Annotated in this window: 18 protein-coding genes; 8 read left to right on the top strand and 10 right to left on the bottom strand. The window is 34.3% G+C overall.

Going from position 1 to position 20774, the window contains the following annotated elements:
- Nucleotides 1-143 precede the first annotated feature (143 nt).
- Both P5P87_RS05360 and P5P87_RS05355 read left to right on the top strand, forming a co-directional pair.
- A complete protein-coding gene (locus P5P87_RS05360) occupies nucleotides 144-1760 on the top strand; it encodes an arylsulfatase (RefSeq protein ID WP_278021823.1) in 1617 nt (538 codons plus the stop codon).
- Nucleotides 1761-1908: 148 nt separating this feature from the next.
- A complete protein-coding gene (locus P5P87_RS05355) occupies nucleotides 1909-2931 on the top strand; it encodes an LLM class flavin-dependent oxidoreductase (protein ID WP_198855848.1) in 1023 nt (340 codons plus the stop codon).
- A gap of 59 nt (nucleotides 2932-2990) precedes the next feature.
- On the opposite strand, the gene P5P87_RS05350 is transcribed toward P5P87_RS05355, so the two are convergent.
- A complete protein-coding gene (locus tag P5P87_RS05350) occupies nucleotides 2991-5369 on the bottom strand; it encodes a TonB-dependent receptor (RefSeq protein ID WP_278021822.1) in 2379 nt (792 codons plus the stop codon).
- A gap of 124 nt (nucleotides 5370-5493) precedes the next feature.
- Between P5P87_RS05350 and P5P87_RS05345 the strand changes: the two genes are divergently transcribed.
- The 3 genes from P5P87_RS05345 to P5P87_RS25825 all read left to right on the top strand — a co-directional run bounded on the left by P5P87_RS05345 (nucleotide 5494) and on the right by P5P87_RS25825 (nucleotide 8972).
- On the top strand, nucleotides 5494-7134 hold the full coding sequence (locus P5P87_RS05345; protein ID WP_278021821.1) for a histidine kinase: 1641 nt from the start codon (nucleotides 5494-5496) through the stop codon (nucleotides 7132-7134).
- Between the two features lies 1 nt (nucleotide 7135).
- Nucleotides 7136-7831: a LytR/AlgR family response regulator transcription factor gene (locus P5P87_RS05340; RefSeq protein ID WP_278021820.1), complete on the top strand. Its 696-nt coding sequence runs from the start codon at nucleotides 7136-7138 to the stop codon at nucleotides 7829-7831.
- 166 nt (nucleotides 7832-7997) lie between these two features.
- Nucleotides 7998-8972 (top strand): GNAT family N-acetyltransferase, encoded by a 975-nt coding sequence (locus P5P87_RS25825; RefSeq protein WP_340696653.1) that lies wholly within the window; start codon nucleotides 7998-8000, stop codon nucleotides 8970-8972.
- Between the two features lie 103 nt (nucleotides 8973-9075).
- Here P5P87_RS25825 and P5P87_RS05325 read toward each other — a convergent pair whose 3' ends face one another.
- Complete coding sequence (locus P5P87_RS05325) at nucleotides 9076-9864, bottom strand: polysaccharide lyase (protein WP_278021819.1); 789 nt, start codon at nucleotides 9862-9864, stop codon at nucleotides 9076-9078.
- A gap of 512 nt (nucleotides 9865-10376) precedes the next feature.
- On the opposite strand from P5P87_RS05325, the gene P5P87_RS05320 reads away from it, so the two are divergent.
- Genes P5P87_RS05320 through P5P87_RS05310 form a run of 3 tightly spaced genes read left to right on the top strand, consistent with a single transcriptional unit; the run spans nucleotide 10377 to nucleotide 12045 of the window.
- A complete protein-coding gene (locus P5P87_RS05320; RefSeq protein ID WP_278021818.1) occupies nucleotides 10377-10913 on the top strand; it encodes a DUF3108 domain-containing protein in 537 nt (178 codons plus the stop codon).
- On the top strand, nucleotides 10906-11508 hold the full coding sequence (locus P5P87_RS05315; protein WP_278021817.1) for a hypothetical protein: 603 nt from the start codon (nucleotides 10906-10908) through the stop codon (nucleotides 11506-11508). Before P5P87_RS05320 ends, P5P87_RS05315 begins: the two co-directional genes overlap by 8 nt.
- 27 nt (nucleotides 11509-11535) lie before the next feature.
- Nucleotides 11536-12045: a hypothetical protein gene (locus tag P5P87_RS05310; RefSeq protein ID WP_198855841.1), complete on the top strand. Its 510-nt coding sequence runs from the start codon at nucleotides 11536-11538 to the stop codon at nucleotides 12043-12045.
- 198 nt (nucleotides 12046-12243) lie between these two features.
- On the opposite strand, the gene P5P87_RS05305 is transcribed toward P5P87_RS05310, so the two are convergent.
- From P5P87_RS05305 to P5P87_RS05270, 8 genes are all read right to left on the bottom strand, one after another.
- Nucleotides 12244-13680, bottom strand: a complete 1437-nt coding sequence (locus P5P87_RS05305; protein WP_278021816.1) for a TolC family protein — start codon at nucleotides 13678-13680, stop codon at nucleotides 12244-12246.
- On the bottom strand, nucleotides 13670-16876 hold the full coding sequence (locus P5P87_RS05300) for an efflux RND transporter permease subunit (RefSeq protein WP_278021815.1): 3207 nt from the start codon (nucleotides 16874-16876) through the stop codon (nucleotides 13670-13672). Before P5P87_RS05300 ends, P5P87_RS05305 begins: the two co-directional genes overlap by 11 nt.
- A 20-nt stretch (nucleotides 16877-16896) precedes the next feature.
- Nucleotides 16897-17979 (bottom strand): efflux RND transporter periplasmic adaptor subunit, encoded by a 1083-nt coding sequence (locus tag P5P87_RS05295; RefSeq protein WP_278021814.1) that lies wholly within the window; start codon nucleotides 17977-17979, stop codon nucleotides 16897-16899.
- Nucleotides 17980-18138: 159 nt separating this feature from the next.
- Nucleotides 18139-18528: a hypothetical protein gene (locus P5P87_RS05290; RefSeq protein WP_198855832.1), complete on the bottom strand. Its 390-nt coding sequence runs from the start codon at nucleotides 18526-18528 to the stop codon at nucleotides 18139-18141.
- 188 nt (nucleotides 18529-18716) lie between these two features.
- Nucleotides 18717-18923, bottom strand: a complete 207-nt coding sequence (locus tag P5P87_RS05285) for a helix-turn-helix domain-containing protein (RefSeq protein WP_278021813.1) — start codon at nucleotides 18921-18923, stop codon at nucleotides 18717-18719.
- On the bottom strand, nucleotides 18883-19599 hold the full coding sequence (locus tag P5P87_RS05280; protein WP_278021812.1) for an AraC family transcriptional regulator: 717 nt from the start codon (nucleotides 19597-19599) through the stop codon (nucleotides 18883-18885). Before P5P87_RS05280 ends, P5P87_RS05285 begins: the two co-directional genes overlap by 41 nt.
- 125 nt (nucleotides 19600-19724) lie before the next feature.
- On the bottom strand, nucleotides 19725-20072 hold the full coding sequence (locus P5P87_RS05275; RefSeq protein WP_278021811.1) for a nucleoside deaminase: 348 nt from the start codon (nucleotides 20070-20072) through the stop codon (nucleotides 19725-19727).
- 154 nt (nucleotides 20073-20226) lie between these two features.
- Nucleotides 20227-20592 (bottom strand): DsrE family protein, encoded by a 366-nt coding sequence (locus P5P87_RS05270; protein ID WP_278021810.1) that lies wholly within the window; start codon nucleotides 20590-20592, stop codon nucleotides 20227-20229.
- Between the last annotated feature and the right edge of the window lie 182 nt (nucleotides 20593-20774).

Below are 20774 nucleotides of genomic sequence, written 5' to 3'. Positions count from 1 at the left end.
TGGTTTCAATTGATTACTACTGTTTCATTTGAACAACTTGGTTTCATGTTATAAAATGGAACATCAAACAAATAAATATACCGTAGAGTTAGAGGGCAAAAAATTAATTTTAGTATCAATACTCATACTAAAAATTAGAAATTATGAAGAAAAATGCTCTAGCAGTACTTTTAACAGGCTTAACTTTATTGGTACTTTCTGATATAGAAGCTCAAACTAAAAAGAAACCCAATATCATAATGGTAATCTCAGACGACACGGGTTGGGGAGATTTAGGAGTTTATGGAGGAGGAGTTGGTCGCGGTATGCCAACACCAAATCTTGATAGAATGGCAAAAGAAGGCATGCAATTTTGGTCATTTTATGGACAGCCAAGCTGTACTCCAGGAAGAGTCGCTATGCTTACAGGGCGTATCCCGAATCGTAGCGGTATGACTACTGTTGCTTTTCAGGGGCAAGGAGGCGGATTACCGAAAGAAGAATGGACATTGGCTTCTGTGCTAAAAAAAGCCAATTATAAAACCTATTTTTCTGGAAAATGGCATCTAGGAGAAGCAGATTATTCTATGCCCATAGCACACGGTTTTGATAAAATGCAGAATGTGGTGCTGTATCATTTGAATGCTTATACTTATGCTTTTCAGTCTTGGAATCCAGAGATGTCTCCAGAGATGCTAGATCTTTTCAAAAAAGTAACGACTGGAATACTCGAAGGTGAAGCAGGCGGCAAAGCTCGTGAAGTTAGTAAAGTTACAGAAGAGAATATTGCTGAGCTAGATATGATGATGGTCGAGAACAATCTGAAACAGCTTGATGAATATGGAAAAAGCAAAGACCCGTTCTTTATGTGTATTAATTTTGCTAAAAATCATCAGCCAAACCTTCCTTCAAAACAATTTGTTGGAAAATCACCAGGAAAAAGTAAATACTCTGATGCTGTAGTAGAGATGGATTACAATGTAGGCCGTATTATGGATAAGATTCGTTCTTTAGGTATTGCCGAGAATACTATCGTTATTTATACAGTAGATAATGGTGCTTGGCAAGATGTACATCCTGATTCTGGATATACTCCGTTTAGAGGTACCAAAGGAACTGATAGAGAAGGCGGTAGCCGTGTGCCTGCAATTGCTTGGTGGCCAGGACAAATTGAAGCAGGAAGTCAAAGCCACGATATTGTAGGAGGACTAGACCTTATGGCAACATTTGCCAGCCTTGCAGGAGTTGAACTTCCTAAAAAAGATAGAGCAGGTGCTGATATGGTATTTGACAGTTACGATATGTCTAATGTATTGTTTAAAAAAGGAACGCCGCTTCGCGACAGATGGTTCTATTTTACAGAAGCAGAACTTTCTCCAGGTGCGGTTCGTATTGGTAAATTTAAAGCGGTATTTAATACTCGAGGAGATAATGGCGCTATTGCAGGTAGTGATGCACCAGGACAACAGTTAGGATGGAGAGGCGACGAAACTTACGTAGCTACTGTACCAGCCATTTACAATTTGTGGCAGGATCCGCAGGAACGTTATGATTTGTTTATGAACAGCTGGACAGAAAAAACTTGGACAGCCATAATTTTTAATCAGGCTATTGCCGACTTGATGAAAACGTATGCGCAAATACCGCCAAGAGCTCCGCAGAGTGAAACATTTACAGGCGAGATGCAGATAGAACGCTATAGAACTATTGAACAGGTGAAAAAAATGATGAATGAAAAGAAAGTTAGTCTCCCTCCTTTGAGTGTTGATTCTAAACAATAAAAAGAAAGTCGGACAGTTGTCCGACTTTCTTTTATCGCACGAAAAGTTCTTAAAAAATTAAATTAATTTACGAGGCAATTATGCAGTAAAATCTAGTATTACTCAATTGTGATGCGTATATTTGAGAGAATAAAAAAATAAAGCCATTATGAAGAAAATAGGATTTTTATCATTTGGGCATTGGGCTAATCATCCATCATATAAAACTCGTACAGCGGCAGATACATTATTGCAGTCTATTGATTTGGCTGTAGCTGCTGAAGAAATTGGCATTGATGGTGCTTACTTTCGCGTGCATCATTTTGCGCAGCAGTTAGCATCGCCTTTTCCTTTGCTTTCAGCTATTGGTGCTAAGACTAGTAAAATTGAGATCGGAACGGGCGTAATTGATATGCGCTATGAGAATCCATTATATATGGTTGAAGATGCTGGATCTGCCGACTTGATATCAGAAGGACGCTTACAATTGGGAATAAGCAGAGGATCTCCAGAACAAGTTATTGACGGTTGGAGTTATTTTGGCTACGAACCTGATAAAGGTGAAACCGATGCCGATATGGGACGTAAAAAGGCGCTAGAATTTTTGGATAAGCTTAAAGGAGAAGGATTTGCAGAACCAAATCCGTATCCAATGTTTCCAAATCCGCCTGGATTGTTGCGTATTGAACCTCATTCTGAAGGTTTAAGAGAAAGAATCTGGTGGGGAGCAGCGTCTAATGCTACCGCTATTTGGGCTGCCGAAAACGGAATGCATCTTCAGAGTTCTACGCTTAAATATGATGAAAACGGAAAACCTTTTCACGTTCAGCAAGCCGAGCAGATAAGAATATACAAAGAAGCTTGGAAAAAAGCAGGACATCAGCGTGAAGCTAGAGTTTCTGTAAGCCGTTCGATTTTTGCATTGGTCAATGAGCAAGATAGATATTACTTTGGCGGGCAAGCTAAAGGCAATGATAGTTTTGGTTATATTGAGCAAGATAAAAGAGCGATCTTTGGTAAAAGCTATGCAGCAGAACCTGATAAACTGATTGAAGAATTGGCTCAAGACGAAGCGATTCAAGAAGCTGATACTTTGTTGTTAACTATTCCGAATACCATTGGAGTCGATTACAATATTCATATTTTATCGTCTATTTTAGAACACGTTGCACCTGCATTGGGTTGGCGATAGTTTTGATAAAAAAAGAATAAAAAAGCCCTCTGTTTATGGAGGGCTTTTTTTAGTGAAAATTAATCTCTATTAGCGTCATTTGCTTGTCTAATTGCTTTTGAATCTGTCAAGTTAAAACGATAGACAAAACTCAGACGATATCTTGCTGCATTGGGAATGCTATTGTCTTTAATAACATAATCGGTTCCAGTTGTAACGCTTTTGTATTGGCGAAGATTAAAAGCATTCGTAACATCAAAAACAATAGTCGCTTTATCTTTAAGCAGAAGTTTACTTAATCCGAAATCAATTGATTGTAAGGCCTGATTGATAGTTTGTGCATTGCGTTTTTCTCCACGAAAGTTATAACGCCCTTGAAAACTAAATTTAGCTGGAAGTTTGATCTGAGTACTTAATCTTGCAGTAAAGTTCTGACTGCTGTAATCAAGATTTTGTTCCATATAGTTTCCTTTTTGTTTGAAGTGATAATAATTCATTTCGGCATTAAGCTGAAACCATTTTAAAGGATTGTATAAGGCAGATAATTCAATTCCGCTTCTTATTTCGTAATCAATATTTATGGGTGTTGTAAGGAAAATATCATCTTGACGATACGTATAATCTTGAATAAAACCTTTTTCGTATTGATAGTAAACAGAAGGATTCAAAGTAAATGTTTTCCAGTTTTTTAGAAACGCCATTTCAAACGCATCAGTATAGGAAGGATTCAAATCAGGATTTCCAATGTATTGCGCATTCAAATCGGTAACTTCATTAAATGGGTACAAAGCGTATAATGACGGACGTTTAATGCGTTTGCTGTAATTGAGTTGTAAAGCCGAATCATCAAACTTATAGCTCAGATTGACAGTAGGAAAGAGTTTGTTGTAGTCTTTTTTATCGCTATAAGCATTTTCTACATCTTTTATAGAAATATCTGTAAACTCAGCTCTCAAGCCCAGCATATAGCTAAACTTATTGATTTTGTCGCTAAATTGTGTATAGGCGCCAGTAATGGTTTCATCATAATTTAAATCATTATCAATATTCTGATAGATTACCCAATTATTATCCTGTTGTTCTTCTGCCAAATAATTACTCGAAACCGTTCTAATTTCAGTTTTTATTCCAAATTCTAAAGTAGAAAGGCTGTCAATTGGCTGAATAAAATCTGTTTTCGCCAAAAAATCTTTGCTGTTTCCTACCGAGCTGGTTCTAATGCCAGGATAAATCATCGTATCAGGAATTAAACGTTGTGTAGAAAGATCCCATTTTTTATCGCTATTCCACCAATCGTATTGCACATCAATCGTCCATTTTTTTGTTTTTTGTTTAAATGTTCGGGTATAATTAAACTCAAGCTGACTATAATCACGTTTTTCCAAAGACTTTCCGTGTCTGGTTAAAAGACTGTCAGGCGTTGTGTTTTCAAGATCACTATCGTATAGATATCGTAAATCGGTTTTATCATTATCATGCGTGGCATTCTTTAAGAAAGCAGCTGTTATGGTCTGATGTTCATTAATAAAATAATCGGCGCCCATATAAAGCAATTTGCCATCATCGTGACGATCTTCATTTTGTACGCGATGCATATAATTTGGCGAAGTAGTACTATTGGTTACTTGATTGGTCGTATACAAACCTACGTAATCGCTAGAACGAATACTGAAATTAGAAAAAACATTGATTTTGTTCGATTTATAATTGATGCTCGGATTAAGTCGACTGTCATTTGGAGATCCAGCAACTAATCGAACCTGACCGCTAAAACCGCTCTTCTTGTTCTTTTTCAAAATAATATTAATAATTCCCGCAGAACCCGCAGCATCATATCTTGAAGAAGGATTAGTAATAACTTCAATTCTTTCAATTTGATCGGCTGCAATTTGGTCAAGAGCATTATTTTGAGTAAGTCCAGATTGTCTTCCGTTAATTAATACCAAGACATTGTTGTTGCCTCTCAAACTTATTGTTCCCGTTTGATCAACCGCGACTGACGGAACTCCATTTAAAACATCATGAGCAGAACCATTTTGCGAAAGCACATCTTTACCAACTTCAAAAACTTTTTTGTCTAATTTTAAACTGATATTCGATTTTTGGCCATTAATTTCTACTGCTTTTAATTGTACGGCATCAGTAATTAAATCAATTGTTCCCAATTCAATTTTTTGTTTTTCAGAAACGACTATAGATTGTGTATGATCTTGATAACCTGTATAACTAAACGTAATAGTTGTTTTATCACTTAAAGCTGTTTCAAGACTAAATAAGCCTTGATCGTCAGTTATAGTCGTAGCTAATGTTTTTGAGGCATCATCTTGTACTGTTACTGTTACATAAGGCAATGCTTCTTTTGTCGCATTGTCTTGAACTTTACCAGAAATAACGGTTTGTTGTCCTATTCCTAAAAAAGGAATAAATAGAATTAAGGTATTGATTATTAAGGTTTTCATTTGGATTGATTTTGTTGTACAAGATTAATTCATAAAATGAATTGGTATTTCTGAAAACATTCAAACGGCTCTACGAACTTTCCAAATGCATTTGGCAATTGGATATTTGTTTTATCTTTATCTTATGTATAAATCTTACTTTTTCAACGTTTTACTTCTGTCGCTATTTACCTCGTGTAATTATTACAAAGAGTACGTTACAACCGACGTAACCTATGAGGTTGATTATGATCATCAGCAAATGGACTGGGGAAAACCAGATAGTTCAAGTTTTAAATTTCAAACAGATGTTGAAATCCAAAAACGGAACAATACTTCTGAATCTCTCGGACTTCAGATAAATGCTTTTGGTGCTTTTGATGTGTATTGGGATGGCGTTTTGGTGGGAAGAAACGGTCAGATGGCAAAATCGAGTCGTGCTGAGGTTCCTGGAACAGAAACGTCGTATTATCAAATTCCGAAAAAATTATCTAATCTTGGAAAACATACCGTTATTTTAATCGGTTCACAAGTTTATAACAGAGAAGCAGAACGCGGTATAGATGTGAAACTTAAAAACTATCTCCAGCTTCATCGTTCACCGCTTGTTGTAGTATCTTTTATGAATCTTATGGCGGGCGCTTTTCTTATTGCAGGTATTTATTATTTCTTTTTGTATATAAACAGCACACGAAAAGAATTAGCAGTTTTGCTTTTCGGAATTATTTGTCTGCTTTTCTTCTGTCTGTTAATCATAGAATATGTAAAGTATTATTTAGAGATTCCTTACGATCAATTTTATACTCGTTTAAAGATTATAGGCTGGCTTACCTTTGCTATTTCAATGCTGGTGCCGTGGTATTTTATGCTTCAATTTGAATTTAAAAGAAAGAAACTATTTTTGATTCTTTTATTTATTTCTCTTTTAGCAGTTTATATTGGTTATTATGGGCATTATGATATTTCTGCGACTTATTTTACCATTACAGCTCGATTTTTTTCAATTATAATAGCAATTGATGCCGCAATTAGAAAAACGAAAGGAGGACTTATTGTTGCGACTGGTTTATTGGCGGGCGTTGTTGTCAATTATTTTATGTTTTATGATTTTGGGTTGTTTATTGCTTTTACCATTTTAGTGCTCTGTATGCTTTATTTGCATACGATACGAGCAAAAGCGATGGAAGAAGCACATAATGCATCATTGTCGCTTTCTTCTAGATTGCAATTAGAATTGATTAAGAAAAATATTCAGCCGCATTTTCTCCGTAATACTTTAACTTCATTGATTGATTGGATAGAAGAATCGCCAAAAGAAGGAGTTGTTTTTATTCGCGCTCTTGCAGAAGAATTTGATATAATGAATGATATTGCTGAAGATACACTTATTACGATCAGACAAGAAATCGATTTGTGCCGAAGACATTTGGAAGTAATGTCTTTTCGGAAAGAAATTTGTTATGAATGGCAAGAAGAAGAAATTGATGAAAAGGAAACCATTCCGCCAGCTATTTTTCATACCATAATAGAAAACGGAATAACGCACAGTCTTCCTCCAGAACAAGGCTGTATCGTTTTCTGTTTAAAATTTACTAGAGAAAAGCAATTTAAACAATACACTTTGCTGACTTTTGCCAAAAATCGAAAAGCTAAAAAAGAGAAGCGAATAGGAACTGGATTTAAATACATTGAAGCTAGATTAACAGAAAGTTATGGCACCAATTGGTCTTTTGATTCTCATTCTGTAGAAAAAGGTTGGGAGACTATCATTAAAATTTTTGATTAAAATGAAAATACTCATAATTGAAGATGAAGCTCGTATTGCCAAGAGAGTAGAAAGAATGACACGTGATTTCTTTGATAAAGACGCTCAGATTCTGATTTCTGATTCTCTCGAAAACGGACTTTTGATTATTGAAAATAATGAAATTGATTTGTCGCTTTTAGATTTGAATCTTAATGGAGAAGATGGCTTTGAAATCCTGCAGACTTTTGTTGCTGGTCCGTTTCAGACCATTATTGTATCAGCTTACACCGATAAAGCCATTACAGCTTTTAATTATGGTGTTTTAGATTTTGTACCAAAGCCTTTCGATCAAAACAGATTATCGCAAGCCTTTACGCGCTTTACCGCTCAAGGAAAACAATCTGGCGCCGATGTTCGTTTTTTGGCAGTAAGAAAATCAAAGACCTTTAAACTCGTTCCTGTTAATGAAATTTTATACATAAAAGGCGCAGGAATTTATACCGAGTTGCATTTGGCAAATAATAAAATAGAATTACACGATAAATCGCTTGAAGCTTTAGAAAAACTGCTTCCCGACACCTTCGAAAGAATACACAAATCGTATATTCTCTCTTGGGAACAAGCAGATAAAATTGCGGTAGAAGCAGGAGGAAAGTATAGTATGCAACTCAAAAACGGCGACTTGTTGCCAATCGGTCGTTCTAAGTATAAAGAGATTAAAAATAAGCTGATTTAGTTTTAGAATGCTTTTTGATTTGTAGCATTTCTTCTTTTCGATTACTACTTATCAAAAAAGCGACCTAATGCAAAAAACGCATTAACTAATAGAAAAATAGCATTTTTACGCATCAGGTTTTTGTATAGTTTTACCTTTAGAAAGCACAACTACAATTTACCATAAAATGATAACAACCAAAAACCTTCTTATAAAACCTTACAGTCCCGAACATTCTGAATGTTTTTTTAAAAGCATAACCGATAATCGCGAATACTTGTACGATTACTTTACTAATATGCTAAAGGTTAACGACAGTTTGGAAGCAACAAAAAAATATATGGAGCAGAAAACCATAGATTGGCAAGAAAATAAAGGTTTTGCTTGCGCTATATTTTTAAAAGAAAATAATGAATTTATAGGTCATATATCGGTTAGAGAAATTGACTGGAAAGTACCAAAAGGCGAACTTGCTTATTTTATTTTCGAAAAATATAGTGGCAATAATTACGGTGCTGAGGCATTAACAGCATTTAAAAATTGGTGTTTTGCAAAGAAAAAGTTTAATAGATTATTTATGAAAATTGCTGTAGATAATACAGCAAGCATTAAAGTTGCGGAGCGTTCTGGATTTGTATATGAAGGGCTTTTAAAGAAAGATTATAGAAAAAGAGAACAAGACTTAACAGATATGAAAATATACGGATATACTGAAGATCTAGAATTCGTTAGAACGACTTCTCAAAACACCGATTTTGCAAATTTAATTGTAAAACTAGATGAGAACTTAGCAAGCAGAAATGGAGACATGCAGGAATACTTCAATCAGTTTAATAAGGTAGATGCTATTAAGCATGTTATTATTGCTTACATCAACGGCGTTGCAGTTGGTTGTGGAGCTATAAAACAATTTGATAATGAATCTGTTGAGGTAAAACGTATGTTTGTTTCTGAAGAATATAGAGGAAGAGGAATAGCATATAATATTTTAAACCAACTTGAAAGTTGGGCAAAAGAATTGGGTTATACATTTTCTGTTTTGGAAACAAGTAATGTGCAAGTAGAAGCGGTAGCATTATATACTAGAACTTATACAGTTATCGAAAATTATGGACAATATGCTGGAATAGAAACCAGTATTTGTTTTAAGAAAGAATTGTAGAAGGTTTTTAACTAAAACAACTTCGATGTTTTTTAATTGATAAAACATCGAAGTTGTAGGGTTTATTTTTTCGGTTCAAATTTTCTTTAAAGTGTATTATATATTATAAAGCGTCCCAAGAAGCACTAGGATAGTAAATAGAGCTAGTTACAGGAGCTTTCCAGTATTCTTGACTTCCGCCACGGAAAGTATGTAAGCTTACTGCATTCACATTTCGTTTAGAATCGTTTGTTACCCAACGAATTTTTTCGTTTAAGATCTCTGTGCCATTTACGTAATATTTAACATATCCGTCAGTATTTGATCCTGTATTTAGTTTCACAGATATCTGGCAATTATAAGTAACACCTTCCTGTATATAATATTTCTTTCCAAAATCATTGCCATATTGTCCAGGCTGATCTCTATAATACACATAAGGCTGAAGATAAGCGCCACTTCCTTTAGCAGAATTAGATCCGTTTGGGCAATACCACATAAATCTTGCGCTACCGCCATTTCCGTCCCAACCTGGATCACCGCCTGTATTTTGGTCGCCAATTAAGATACCATATCCGCATTTGCCACCTCGGCTCCAGAAAAATCCGTTGTTAAATTTCATTTGAAACCAAACCGTATAAACGCCAGTAGACCAAACACCATACGATGTACACAATCCACCAGGGCAAGATAAGGTGTTGGTTTGTAAAGTTATGGTTCTTGCAGTAGCCGTTCCTTTTGCAGTTGCGCTACCTTGAAGTTCAGAACTTACAGAAAGAGTGTCTTTATTGGCCAATACGGGGGCATCTTTCTTAGCAGTTTTAGCCACATCTAAATCTTGTTCCTTTTCGCAAGAATAAAATAGCAATGCTGCAGTGGCTAGCATACAAGTTAATTTTATGATTTTCTTCATTTTTTAAATTTTAAGGTTAGTAAACAATTAATAGTTAGTAAAATAGATAGTAGTATTTGAAACCGAAAGTGTAAAGTTGATTATTAATAGTTTAGGTAAGGGGTAATAAAGTACGTTTTTACGTACACATAAATCCAGTGTACGTATTTAGTATACAAATAGTATGTTTTTGGAAGTAAAAAACCTGCTAAATATTGATTGTAAATTACGATTTATTGTAACTTTTTGATTTTTAATGTTTTAATAATTAGTTGAATTTGGATAAATTCTGGCAAAAAAGAAATAAAAAGATTTTTACTACATTTGAATTACAAACAAAAACATTTGCCCCATTAATCATTATTAGCCACTATGAAATTGTATGCACTTTTTTTAACAGTAAGTCTGCTTCCATTTACTGTATTTTGTCAGAAGACAATAACTCCGGAGGCAAGGATATCAATACCAAATACATTAAACAGGAAAAGTCTCTTTACACAGTATATTATGTTAAAGATACAAGCTGGACAAAGATGGGATCATTAGCATATGATATTACTTTAGCCAACAATCAGCTAACGTTGTCCAATGTCTATACTCCAAAGGACAATGGAAAAACGACCACACATATTTCTGTAGCAGATGCTCAAACGTTAAAACCCATTAGCTATACTAGCGATAGAAAGGAAACCAAATTAAACTTAGATTTTACTGATCCCATTACAGGAAATTATTATTCTAAGAAAACCAAAAAGGATAAAAAATTAAAACTGAATCCGACAGAACCATTTATAGATTTCAATTGGACTGACCACATGATTGGTACATTGCCATTAGATGTAGGTTATAAAGCCCGTTTTTTTCAGTTTTATTATAATGATGAATCAAAAGTGCTTACAGAGCCTTATAGTGTCAAGGAGGTGAAAAGTTTTAGTTATTACTCTCCAAGAACAGGTAAGCATGATACATGGCTTGTTACTGTTTCAGAAGAAAGTACAGGTGCTGTGTATAATTATATAATTGATAAAAAAGGACCACCGACTTTGGCAACGCGAAATGTCGATGGGTAAAGGTATGTGGGAAATTACAGTTAACGAAGAGTTAGATTATCAGCCCATTAAAAGTAAATTTAACAAAGAGCAAGTTGTTCAGCAGATTTCAAAAGGCAATAGTGTTATTATTGGAACAGCTTATGCAAGAGCAAACTCTGGTAAAAAATTAGGAGGTTTAGTAAATACGGCTAAAAAGCAATATGCTCCAAAAGGAACTGAGATTACACTTTTTCCAAGTTCTGATTATTATGAAGAATGGGTAGAAGTCAACAAAAAAATACGAAAACAGAAAAAAATGCCAGAAGTTCCTCTACATTCTGATTTTGGTTATTCAGTAAAAAAAGCCAAAGTATATGATGACGAAGGACATTTTGAGTTTTTAGATCTTATGCCAGGCACTTATGTCGTTATGGCTAGTTTTGATTTTTCTAACTCTTACAACTATTCTTATGTCTCAGGATATACCAATTATTATAACTATTGGGGCTACGCAGGTTCTACAACTAATTATGGAACAGCAAGATCGTCATACATAGACAAAGCGAATATTGAGAAAAGTGTAACCATAAGTAAAGATGGAGAGAAAATAGAAACCAATTTAAAAGAAATGTAAGCTGAATGTTATATAAAATAATTTAAAGTGATAAAAAGAGCAGGAATAGCATTTTTAGCTTTTCTTATTGTTTGTAATGTGATTATATCTACTGTAATAACAATAGGAAGTCTCATTACAGATAGTTATTTGAACGAATATGAAAATCTAAAAAGCTTTAGGAATAAAAATAAATACACTGTAAATGATGTTTTATTAATCAAACAAATTTCTGAAGATGCTGGAACAGGTGAGGGAACGGGATTATCCTATCTGGTTAAAGGAATAACTTTAGGTAATCAATCAGAAATAGAATTAAGAATAACGAAGCTCGAATATCTAAAGGAAAATTTTGATAAGCAACCGCTTTACAAAAGCAAATTGACAGGAAATTTTTTCTTAAGAGATGCTCCAATAGAATACTATAATTCTCAAACTAGATCTTGGTATCTTGCTATTTATTTTAAAGTTTCTTTTTATGTAATTTTCGGATTAGTATTGTATAAAGGAATAAGTTACGCTCGTGAAAGATGGTTTTACGCCAAAATAACAAGATAAAGAAAAAGCTCATTTAGCAAATAAATGAGCTTTTTTTATTTGTCTTATCTTGAAATACAATCAGAGGTAGATGATTTGTAAATAATACAAACATTAACTCTGTTTGAGTTTAGTTAAGTAAGAGCTTAGCATTTTAAATACAAAAAGGAGATTAGCTTTTCAGCCAATCTCCTTTTCAAAAAATAAAAATGAAAACTACTAATTCCAGCCACCTCCTAATGCTCTGTAAACATTAACAAAGGCGTTCATCTGCTGTTTTTTGGTTTCGATAAGTTCAAATTTTGATTCTAAAGCATCTTTTTGAGTCAATAAAACTTCCATATAATCTGCTCTGGCAGAACTAAACAAATTGTTAGATATCTGAACAGATTCGTTTAAAGCATCAACTTGCTGTGACTTCAAGCCGTAGCTTTTTGTCGTATTTTGAATTTTAGACAATTGGTTGGCAACTTCGATATAAGCATTTACCAATGTTCTTTCATAATTGTATACAGCCTGAATTTGCTTAGCTCCAGCGGTAAGATATTCTGCTTTTATTGCATTTCTATTAATTAGAGGAGCAACCAAATCGCCTGCTATAGAATACAACAGAGATTCTGGAGAAGTCAGTAAATATTTGGTATTAAAAGCTTCATATCCAATCCCTGCTGAAATGCCTAGCGAAGGGTAAAATTTCGCTTTAGCGACTTTAATATCCAGTTTTGCGACAATTAGTTCCATTTCTGCTTTTTTAATATCTGGACGATTCTCTAAAAGCTGTGAAGGTACTCCTGCGTGAATATCTGCCGGAGTAATAGTGCTGAAAGTATTGTCGCTTCTAGCAATTTTTTGAGGAAAACGCCCTAATAAGAAATTGATTTTATTCTCCGTTTCGGTAATTTCTTGCTGAATATCAAACTGAAGACTTTGCGTACTCAAAATCTGCGCTTCAAATCTACGTACAGCCAGTTCGTTAACTCTTGCGGCTTCTTTCTGTATTTTAACCACTTTTAAAGCATTGGTTTGAATGTCAATGTTTTGTTTGGTGATTTCTAGTTGATTATCTAATGCTAAAAGTTCATAATACGAATCGGCTATTTCTGCAATCAAATTGGTAATCACAAAATTCTTTCCTTCAATAGAACCTAAATAACGGTTTAAAGCGGCTTTCTTTGCATTATGAAGTTTGTTCCAAATATCTATTTCCCAACTTGAAGTCAGTGCAAAACGATAATTAGGAAGCGGATCAGGTGTTTCTTTGCCAGGCATAATATCTGTTGTTGCTTCGCCAGAACCTGTGCTGGTGTATCTTCCAGATTTGGTTAAGTCGGCACCAGCGCTAAAACCAACAAATGGCAGGTATTCTCCTTTTCGTGCTTTTACTTCGCTTTTAGCAATTTCAATTTCTTGAAGCGTAATATTCAATTCCTGATTGTTTTTCAATGCAATATCAATCAGATTCTCCAAATTTTGATCTGTAAAATAGCTTCTCCATTTAACTTTTCCAGTATTTAGAGTGTCTAAACCATTATCAGTATAGTTTTCGGGTACCGTTTTATTTTCTGTTTTTTCTACAATAGAAGTTGTTTTACATCCTGCTATAGAGAGTAATACGCAGGCAAGACCTGCGTATTTTATATTTCTGTTATTCTTCATTTTCCTCCGTTTGATTGTTTGTTGAAAAATCATCTACATGATGCATGAAATCATCAGATAAAGAGCTTTCTTCTTCTCCTTTAATTAGTTTTCGGCCTTGTGCCAATGAACCAAAAATGTAATATAGTCCAGGAACTATGATTACTCCGAAAATGGTTCCGAAAAGCATTCCTCCAAGCGCAGATCCTCCAATAGTTCTGTTTCCAATTGCGCCCGCTCCAGAAGCAAAAATTAACGGTATCAAACCAGCAATAAAGGCAAATGATGTCATTAAGATAGGTCTAAAACGAACTTTGGCACCTTCAATTGCGGCTTCGAGAATTGTCGCGCCTTGCGAATGTTTTAATACAGCAAATTCGACGATCAGTACGGCATTTTTACCAAGCAATCCGACCAGCATAATCAATCCGATTTGAGCGTAAATATCGTTTTGCAAGCCCATCATTTGAAGAATGACAAACGAACCTAAAATTCCAACAGGAATAGATAAAATTACAGACAACGGAATAATAAAACTCTCATATTGTGCGGCCAATACGAAGTAAACGAAAGCCAATACCACTAAAAAGATATAAAGCGATTCGTTGCCTCTTCCAGCTTCATCATAAGAAAGACCTTCCCATGCAATATCATATCCTTTAGGAAGTGTTTTAAGAGCGGTTTCCTGTACCGCTTTAATGGCATCTGCAGTGGTGTATCCTTTTGCAGGCTGACCCTGAATAGCGACAGAATTATACATGTTGTAACGCGTGATCTCATTAGGTCCCTGTGTTTTTTTAAGAGTCATAAAAGCAGAATAAGGCACCATTTCTCCATGATCATTTTTTACAAAGAGATTCAATACATCTGATGGGAGTCTTCTAAATTTTGGGTCAGATTGTACATATAATTTAAAGAAACGTCCAAATTTGATAAAACCTTGTTCGTAGGTACTTCCAATTAAAATATTTAAGTTTTCCATTGCTTTACCAATAGAGACGCCTTTTTGCATTGCTAAATCATTATTGATCTCCAGTTCGTATTGCGGATAATTGGCGACAAAGAAAGTAAACAAACCAGAAAGCTCTTTACGTTTTCCTAGTTCGGCCATAAACTGCTTGTTGATCTTATCAAATTCCTGATAATTGGTGCTGGTAGTTTTGTCTAGTAAACGCATAGAAAAACCACCAGAAGAACCAAATCCTGGAATTGCGGGCGGTTCAAAAAACTCTACGACAGCACCTAGATCTTTAGATTTCTTTTCTAATTCTTCCATGATTTCTGTTACAGAATGCTTTCTGTCAGACCATGATTTTAAGTTAATTAAACAGGTTCCAGCATTAGAACCACGACCTTCCGTCATGATTTCATAACCTGCCAAAGAAGAAACAGATTCAACGCCTTCGACTTTTTCACAGATTTTTTGCAATTTCTGAGCAACCTGATTGGTTCTTTCTAAAGTAGCGCCAGGAGGCGTTTGAATGATCCCGTAAATGGTTCCCTGATCTTCACTCGGAATAAATCCAGAAGGAAGTACTTTATTTTCTATAAAAATAAAAGCACAGAAAGCAATTAGAATTCCAAAAGTTAAAACTCTTCTGCTTACAATTGTTTTTAAAACCACAACATAACGGCCTGTAAGTCTTTCAAACCATCTGTTAAAAGCGTCTAGAGATTTTGTCAGGACATTTCCTTTTTTCTGCTTTCCATGATTATTTTTCAAAAGAATGGCACAGAGAACAGGAGTAAGGGTCAAAGCTACAATGGCAGAAATGATAATTGAGCTCGACATCGTAACCGAAAATTGTCTGTAGAAAGTTCCCACGGGACCAGACATAAACGAAACAGGAATAAATACAGAAACCATAACGGCTGTAATAGCAATAATGGCACCTCCAATTTCGCCCAATACTAATTTAACGGCATGATAAGGTGTAATATGCGGAAATTCTTCAAATTTGGCATGGACGGCCTCGACGACGACAATAGCGTTATCGACTACAATTCCGATTGCTAATACCAATGAAAAGAGAGTAACCAAGTTGATTGACATTCCAAACAGCTGAATCACAAAGAAAGCGCCAATTAAAGATACTGGAACGGCAATAATTGGAATTAAAGTAGAACGCCAATCTCCTAAAAATATAAATACAACCAAAGCAACCAAAATGAAGGCATCTCTCAAAGTATGAACAACTTGATCGATAGAAGCATCTAAGAATTGAGAAACGTCATAACTAATTTTATAATCCATTCCTGGAGGAAAACTTGCTTTCATTTCTTCCAGCTTTGCTTTAACGTCATTAATTACGTCACTCGCGTTACTGCCGTAGTTTTGTTTTAATACAATTGCAGCAGAAGGATGACCGTCTAGATTCGAGTAAATATCAAAGAATTCGCTTCCTAATTCAACTTTTGCAATGTCTTTTAAGCGAATGCTTTCACCTTCAGAATTGGCACGCACAATTACATTTTCATATTGTTTAGGCTCATCGTATCTTCCTTTATACGTCAATACATATTCTAAAGATTGTGCGACAATACCAGAACTTTGTCCTAATCGCCCAGGACGACCAATAATACTTTGTTCTTGAAGTGCTTGCATAACTTCTTCAACAGAAATTTTATAAGCTCTCATTCTATCAGGATTCAACCAAACGCGCATGGCGTATTTACGGCTTCCAAGAATCTGAGTTCTCGCAACACCTTTAACACGGCTAATTTCTGGAATCATTTTTACATCGGCATAGTTGTAGAGAAACTTCTCATCCATGCTTTTGCTCTTCGAGTAAAGGTTGACATACATCAACATACTCGGTTGAATAGGAGTAATAACGACTCCTTCACGCTGAACCAGTTCAGGTAATAATGGCATTACCTGATCTACCCTTGTTTTAACTCTAATTACAGCTTCATTAGGATCGGTTCCTGGTTCAAAAATTATTCTAAGTGTTGCTTCTCCGGCACTCGTTGCATCTGTAGCCATGTAACGAACACCTTGTGTACCATTAAGCGAATTCTCTAAGGTAATTAAGGTAGATTTTACCAATACATCGGCACTTGCACCTGGATAAGCGATAAAGATATTTACGGTTGTAGGCGCAATTTGTGGAAATTGCGATATAGGAAGCTGTTTGATGGACAGCGTACCTATAAAGACAATTATAATCGAAATTATAATTGCAAAAACGGGTCTATGTATAAATTTATTAAACATTTCTTCTTTTTTAGATTCGGTTATTCTGCATACAGCTCTAAATTGGACATAACCGATTGCGGTTTTACCACTTCGTAGTCTATTTTTTGATTTTCTTTTACAAGACGAAGCCCTTCTAAAAGTATTTTATCATGAAGTGACAAGCCTTCCTTTATTACAAATAGGTGAGGCATTTCGGCGACAATAACAATCTCTCTAGATTTTACAGCATTGTTTTTATCAATTACATATACATATTTTTTGTCTAAAACTTCAAAAGTTGCTTTTTGAGGTATTAGCATAGCATTTTTAAGTTCGATAGGCATTTGAATGCTTCCTGTTTCTCCATGTCTTAATAATCTTTTTGGATTAGGAAAAGTGGCTCTAAATGGAATGTTTCCGGTTTCATTGTCAAAATCGGCTTCAATGGTTTCTACAACTCCAGGATATTGGAATTTTTTGTTGTTAGCCATTAAAAGATTGACTTTCATTTTACCGCTTTTTCCTGTCTTTTCCTGATAATCTAAATATTCAGATTCTGGAACGTTATAATATACCCACATTGAGCTGTTATCTGCCAATTCTGTAAGCAATTCTCCTTCATCAACTAAACTTCCCTGACGTACGTGAAACTTGTCAATGATTCCGTCAAAAGGCGCTCTGATTTCTGTAAACTGAAGATGAACTTTGCTTAAAGCCATTTCAGCATTTGCTTTTTCTAATTTAGCTTTTGCCATTGCCAGTTCATTTGGAGAAACTACCTTTTCATCAGCTAATTTTTTAGCGTTTTGATATTCAATTGAACTGAAACTTACTTCAGCTTTTGATTTTTTTAATTCGGCTTCATAAAGAGCAGGCATGATTTTAAATAGGAGCTGACCTTTTTTTACCATTTGTCCTTCGTCTACATATATTTTTTCAAGATAACCGCGCTCTTGAGCTCTTATCTCAATATGTTGAATAGAATGTATTTGCGATACATAATCTTTCGTAATGGTAGTATCTTTTTCAATTGGATTTGTAACCAGAAATTTGGTCTTTTCTTCTTTTTCTTCTTCTTTTTTAGAATTGCAGCCCGCAAAAACTAAGGCGCATAAAGTCATGATCATGAAAATTCTCTTCATAATTATTTCAGCATTAAAACGTAATTTATTTTTGATTTTTAGATAAAAAGGCCTTTGGGAATAGACCATAGAAGTTCATATCCGTCTATTATCTAGTTAAAGAATACAGAGGATAAAACTATAAAGTAATTGGCTATTGACAAGCAATAGCGTTAAAAATCAAATTCTAAAAACCTGAAATAACAGATATACTTTATTGTCAAGTAAACTGAAAATTTTGCAGTCATTTACTTTTTGAGTAAAAGCAGTCGCAGAAACGACAAAATGATTACTGCTGTGAAAAATTAAAAAGTAGTTGTTTTTTACAACCTGTTTTTGAGTAGCCGAAAAATTATCTTCGTTTTCTTCATTATCGAAAAGACATATTTTTCTTTTAAAAGATTCAAATGAACGTCCTCGATTTAATTTAGATTCACTTTGAGTATGATCTATAAGTGTACAGAACGAAAACTTTTTATATAAAACAATGTTATTGTGTGCATAAACATTGCCATATCCATTTAAGAGAATGACAATTGAAAGTAAAAATTTAGTGCACCAATTTTTCATAAGAGTCACAAATTTAAACAAACGATGCCATAAAAACAACGACGGGATTCTATAAATTGGCGGAAATATGGTATTGATATTAAACAGTACTGCTAATTTAGAATCTTGTTATTTTTTGGGGAATTTTTGATTCAAAATTTAGTGATAGTATATTTTGTCGAAATAATAACTTTGTTTTTTTATACATTTTATGATAATGTCCCTCTGTTAAAACCAATAGTATCTCTGTATAATTGTGGAGATATATCGGTTTTGCCTTTAAATACTCTGCTGAAATAATATTCATCATCATAGCCCAATTCGTAGGCAATCTCTTTGACAGTTTTGTTGGTTAGATACAGTTCTCTTTTTGCTTCAACAATAATCCTTTCGGTTATTAAATCTGAAAGAGTCATATTGAAATGATTTTTTGCAAGCACGCGCTAATACAACTGGCGTTACATGCAACATATCTGCATATTCGCTTGCAGAATGTTTTGTTCTAAAATCATCTTCAATCGCATTTCGTAAATTCTGAACAATAAAAAGCTGTTTATCAGTAACGTTTACTTCTTTTATAGATTGTTGTTCTAGTTTTATTCGAGTAGCAAAAACCAGAAATATTTTTAAATAAGAAACCAAAACTTCATCTTTTCTTAAAGCTTCCATTTTTAGTTCGTTAACAATTTCTTTGACAATATTAAGAAGCGTTTGTTTATTATTTTGATCCAAAAAGATAAAAGGTCGCTGATACACATTATTAAATAAAATTCCGTTTGATGCAATTTCTTTATGATGTTTGTAAATGCAGAAAAAATCATGATGAAACTGAATAGAAATGCCAGTCAGCGGTTTTTCTGAAGCAAGCATAAAAGGCTGATAGGGATAAAACGCAAATAAAGTGTTTTCTTGAAACGAATATTCGCTAAGATCAACTTTGGCTAATCCTTCTCCAGATGTAATTATGATTATAGTAAAATAATTATTTCGCTGAATATGATCAAAATAACTGCTATTGTCAAACTCAAACACTTTGAAGGATAAGTTTCCGTTTTGCTGATTAACTAGAGTATATACAGATTGAGATAGCATGTTTTTAGTGTTTGTTTATTAGCTCTAAAAATTGCGCATTGAGTTTGTTGCATTCTTCAATGCACACGTCACCAATTATTTGCGGTTTATTTCCCCATTTTGGAACATCTTCTGTAGAAAGAATATTAAACTGAGAAGTAAATCCTCCGACATAAGGAACAGATGTGCCATAAATTATTGCAAGCAATTTTATGATGGCGAATCATGTACGAACACATAATGCAGGGTTCATGAGTAGTATACATACGAGCCAAATGGAGATTATCTGAATATCCGTTTTTTAAAGCATCTCTAACAGCTAATATTTCCGCATGATTGGTTATATCTCCAGTTGATTTTCCAGATTCTATGCCCGTTCCAATTATTTTTCCATCCAATACAATCAACGCGCCAACAGGCGGATTTCCAGCTTTTAAAGCACTCTTGGCTAAATCCAAACATTGATTCATGTAATATTGAAAATCTTCTTGCATAACTTTATGACTTAAATGTTGATTTTATGGAGTATTCATACTACGCTAAATTACTCAAAAAAAGGAACAATTTTAAGCGTTCTTTTGTATTCCATCTAATTTTTAGATGATGTAAAAACTGCCCTCTTTTTTATTTTCGAGGGCAGTTTTTAGTTTAGAAAATCAAAATTTCGTAACCTTCTTTTTTAAGATTTACAAAACTAGGAAGACCAGGAGTTCCAGGAACTTCATTGTCGTTTAGCAATTCATAGCCAGACACTTCAGTGCCAAATACTGCAACGCATCCTTTAGAAAGTCCGTGAACATGATTTTTTACTTCTTTATAAAGAGCATTAACGGGATGCTCAGGTTTTTCAAGTTGTTCTGGCCATCTTATACCAGTACCTTGAAAAATAATTTTTACATCTTGACCTTCGTGTTTGAATTCATAAGCCGATGCTAAAGCATTGAATACACGTCCTAAAGCTTCTTCTGAACCCGCTTTTGGATCAGAAAGAATAATAATAGCTGTTTTTTTCATTTTGAATTGTTTTTATGAACAAGGCAAAGATCTGACAGCATTATCCGCTAGAGAATGGAGGAAATTTACTTTATGATGGAGAATTTTCATCTTGTTATATCTCAATTCAAAATGTCCATTATAAAGTAAAAATCATCCATTTATCTCAAATGATTATCTCGACAACTTTGCATTCGATAATA

Source organism: Flavobacterium ginsengisoli (genome assembly GCF_029625315.1).
GTDB classification, from domain to species: Bacteria; Bacteroidota; Bacteroidia; order Flavobacteriales; family Flavobacteriaceae; genus Flavobacterium; species Flavobacterium ginsengisoli.
Note: the sequence above shows the minus strand (reverse complement) of the source record. Positions and strands in the feature narration are given on the sequence as shown.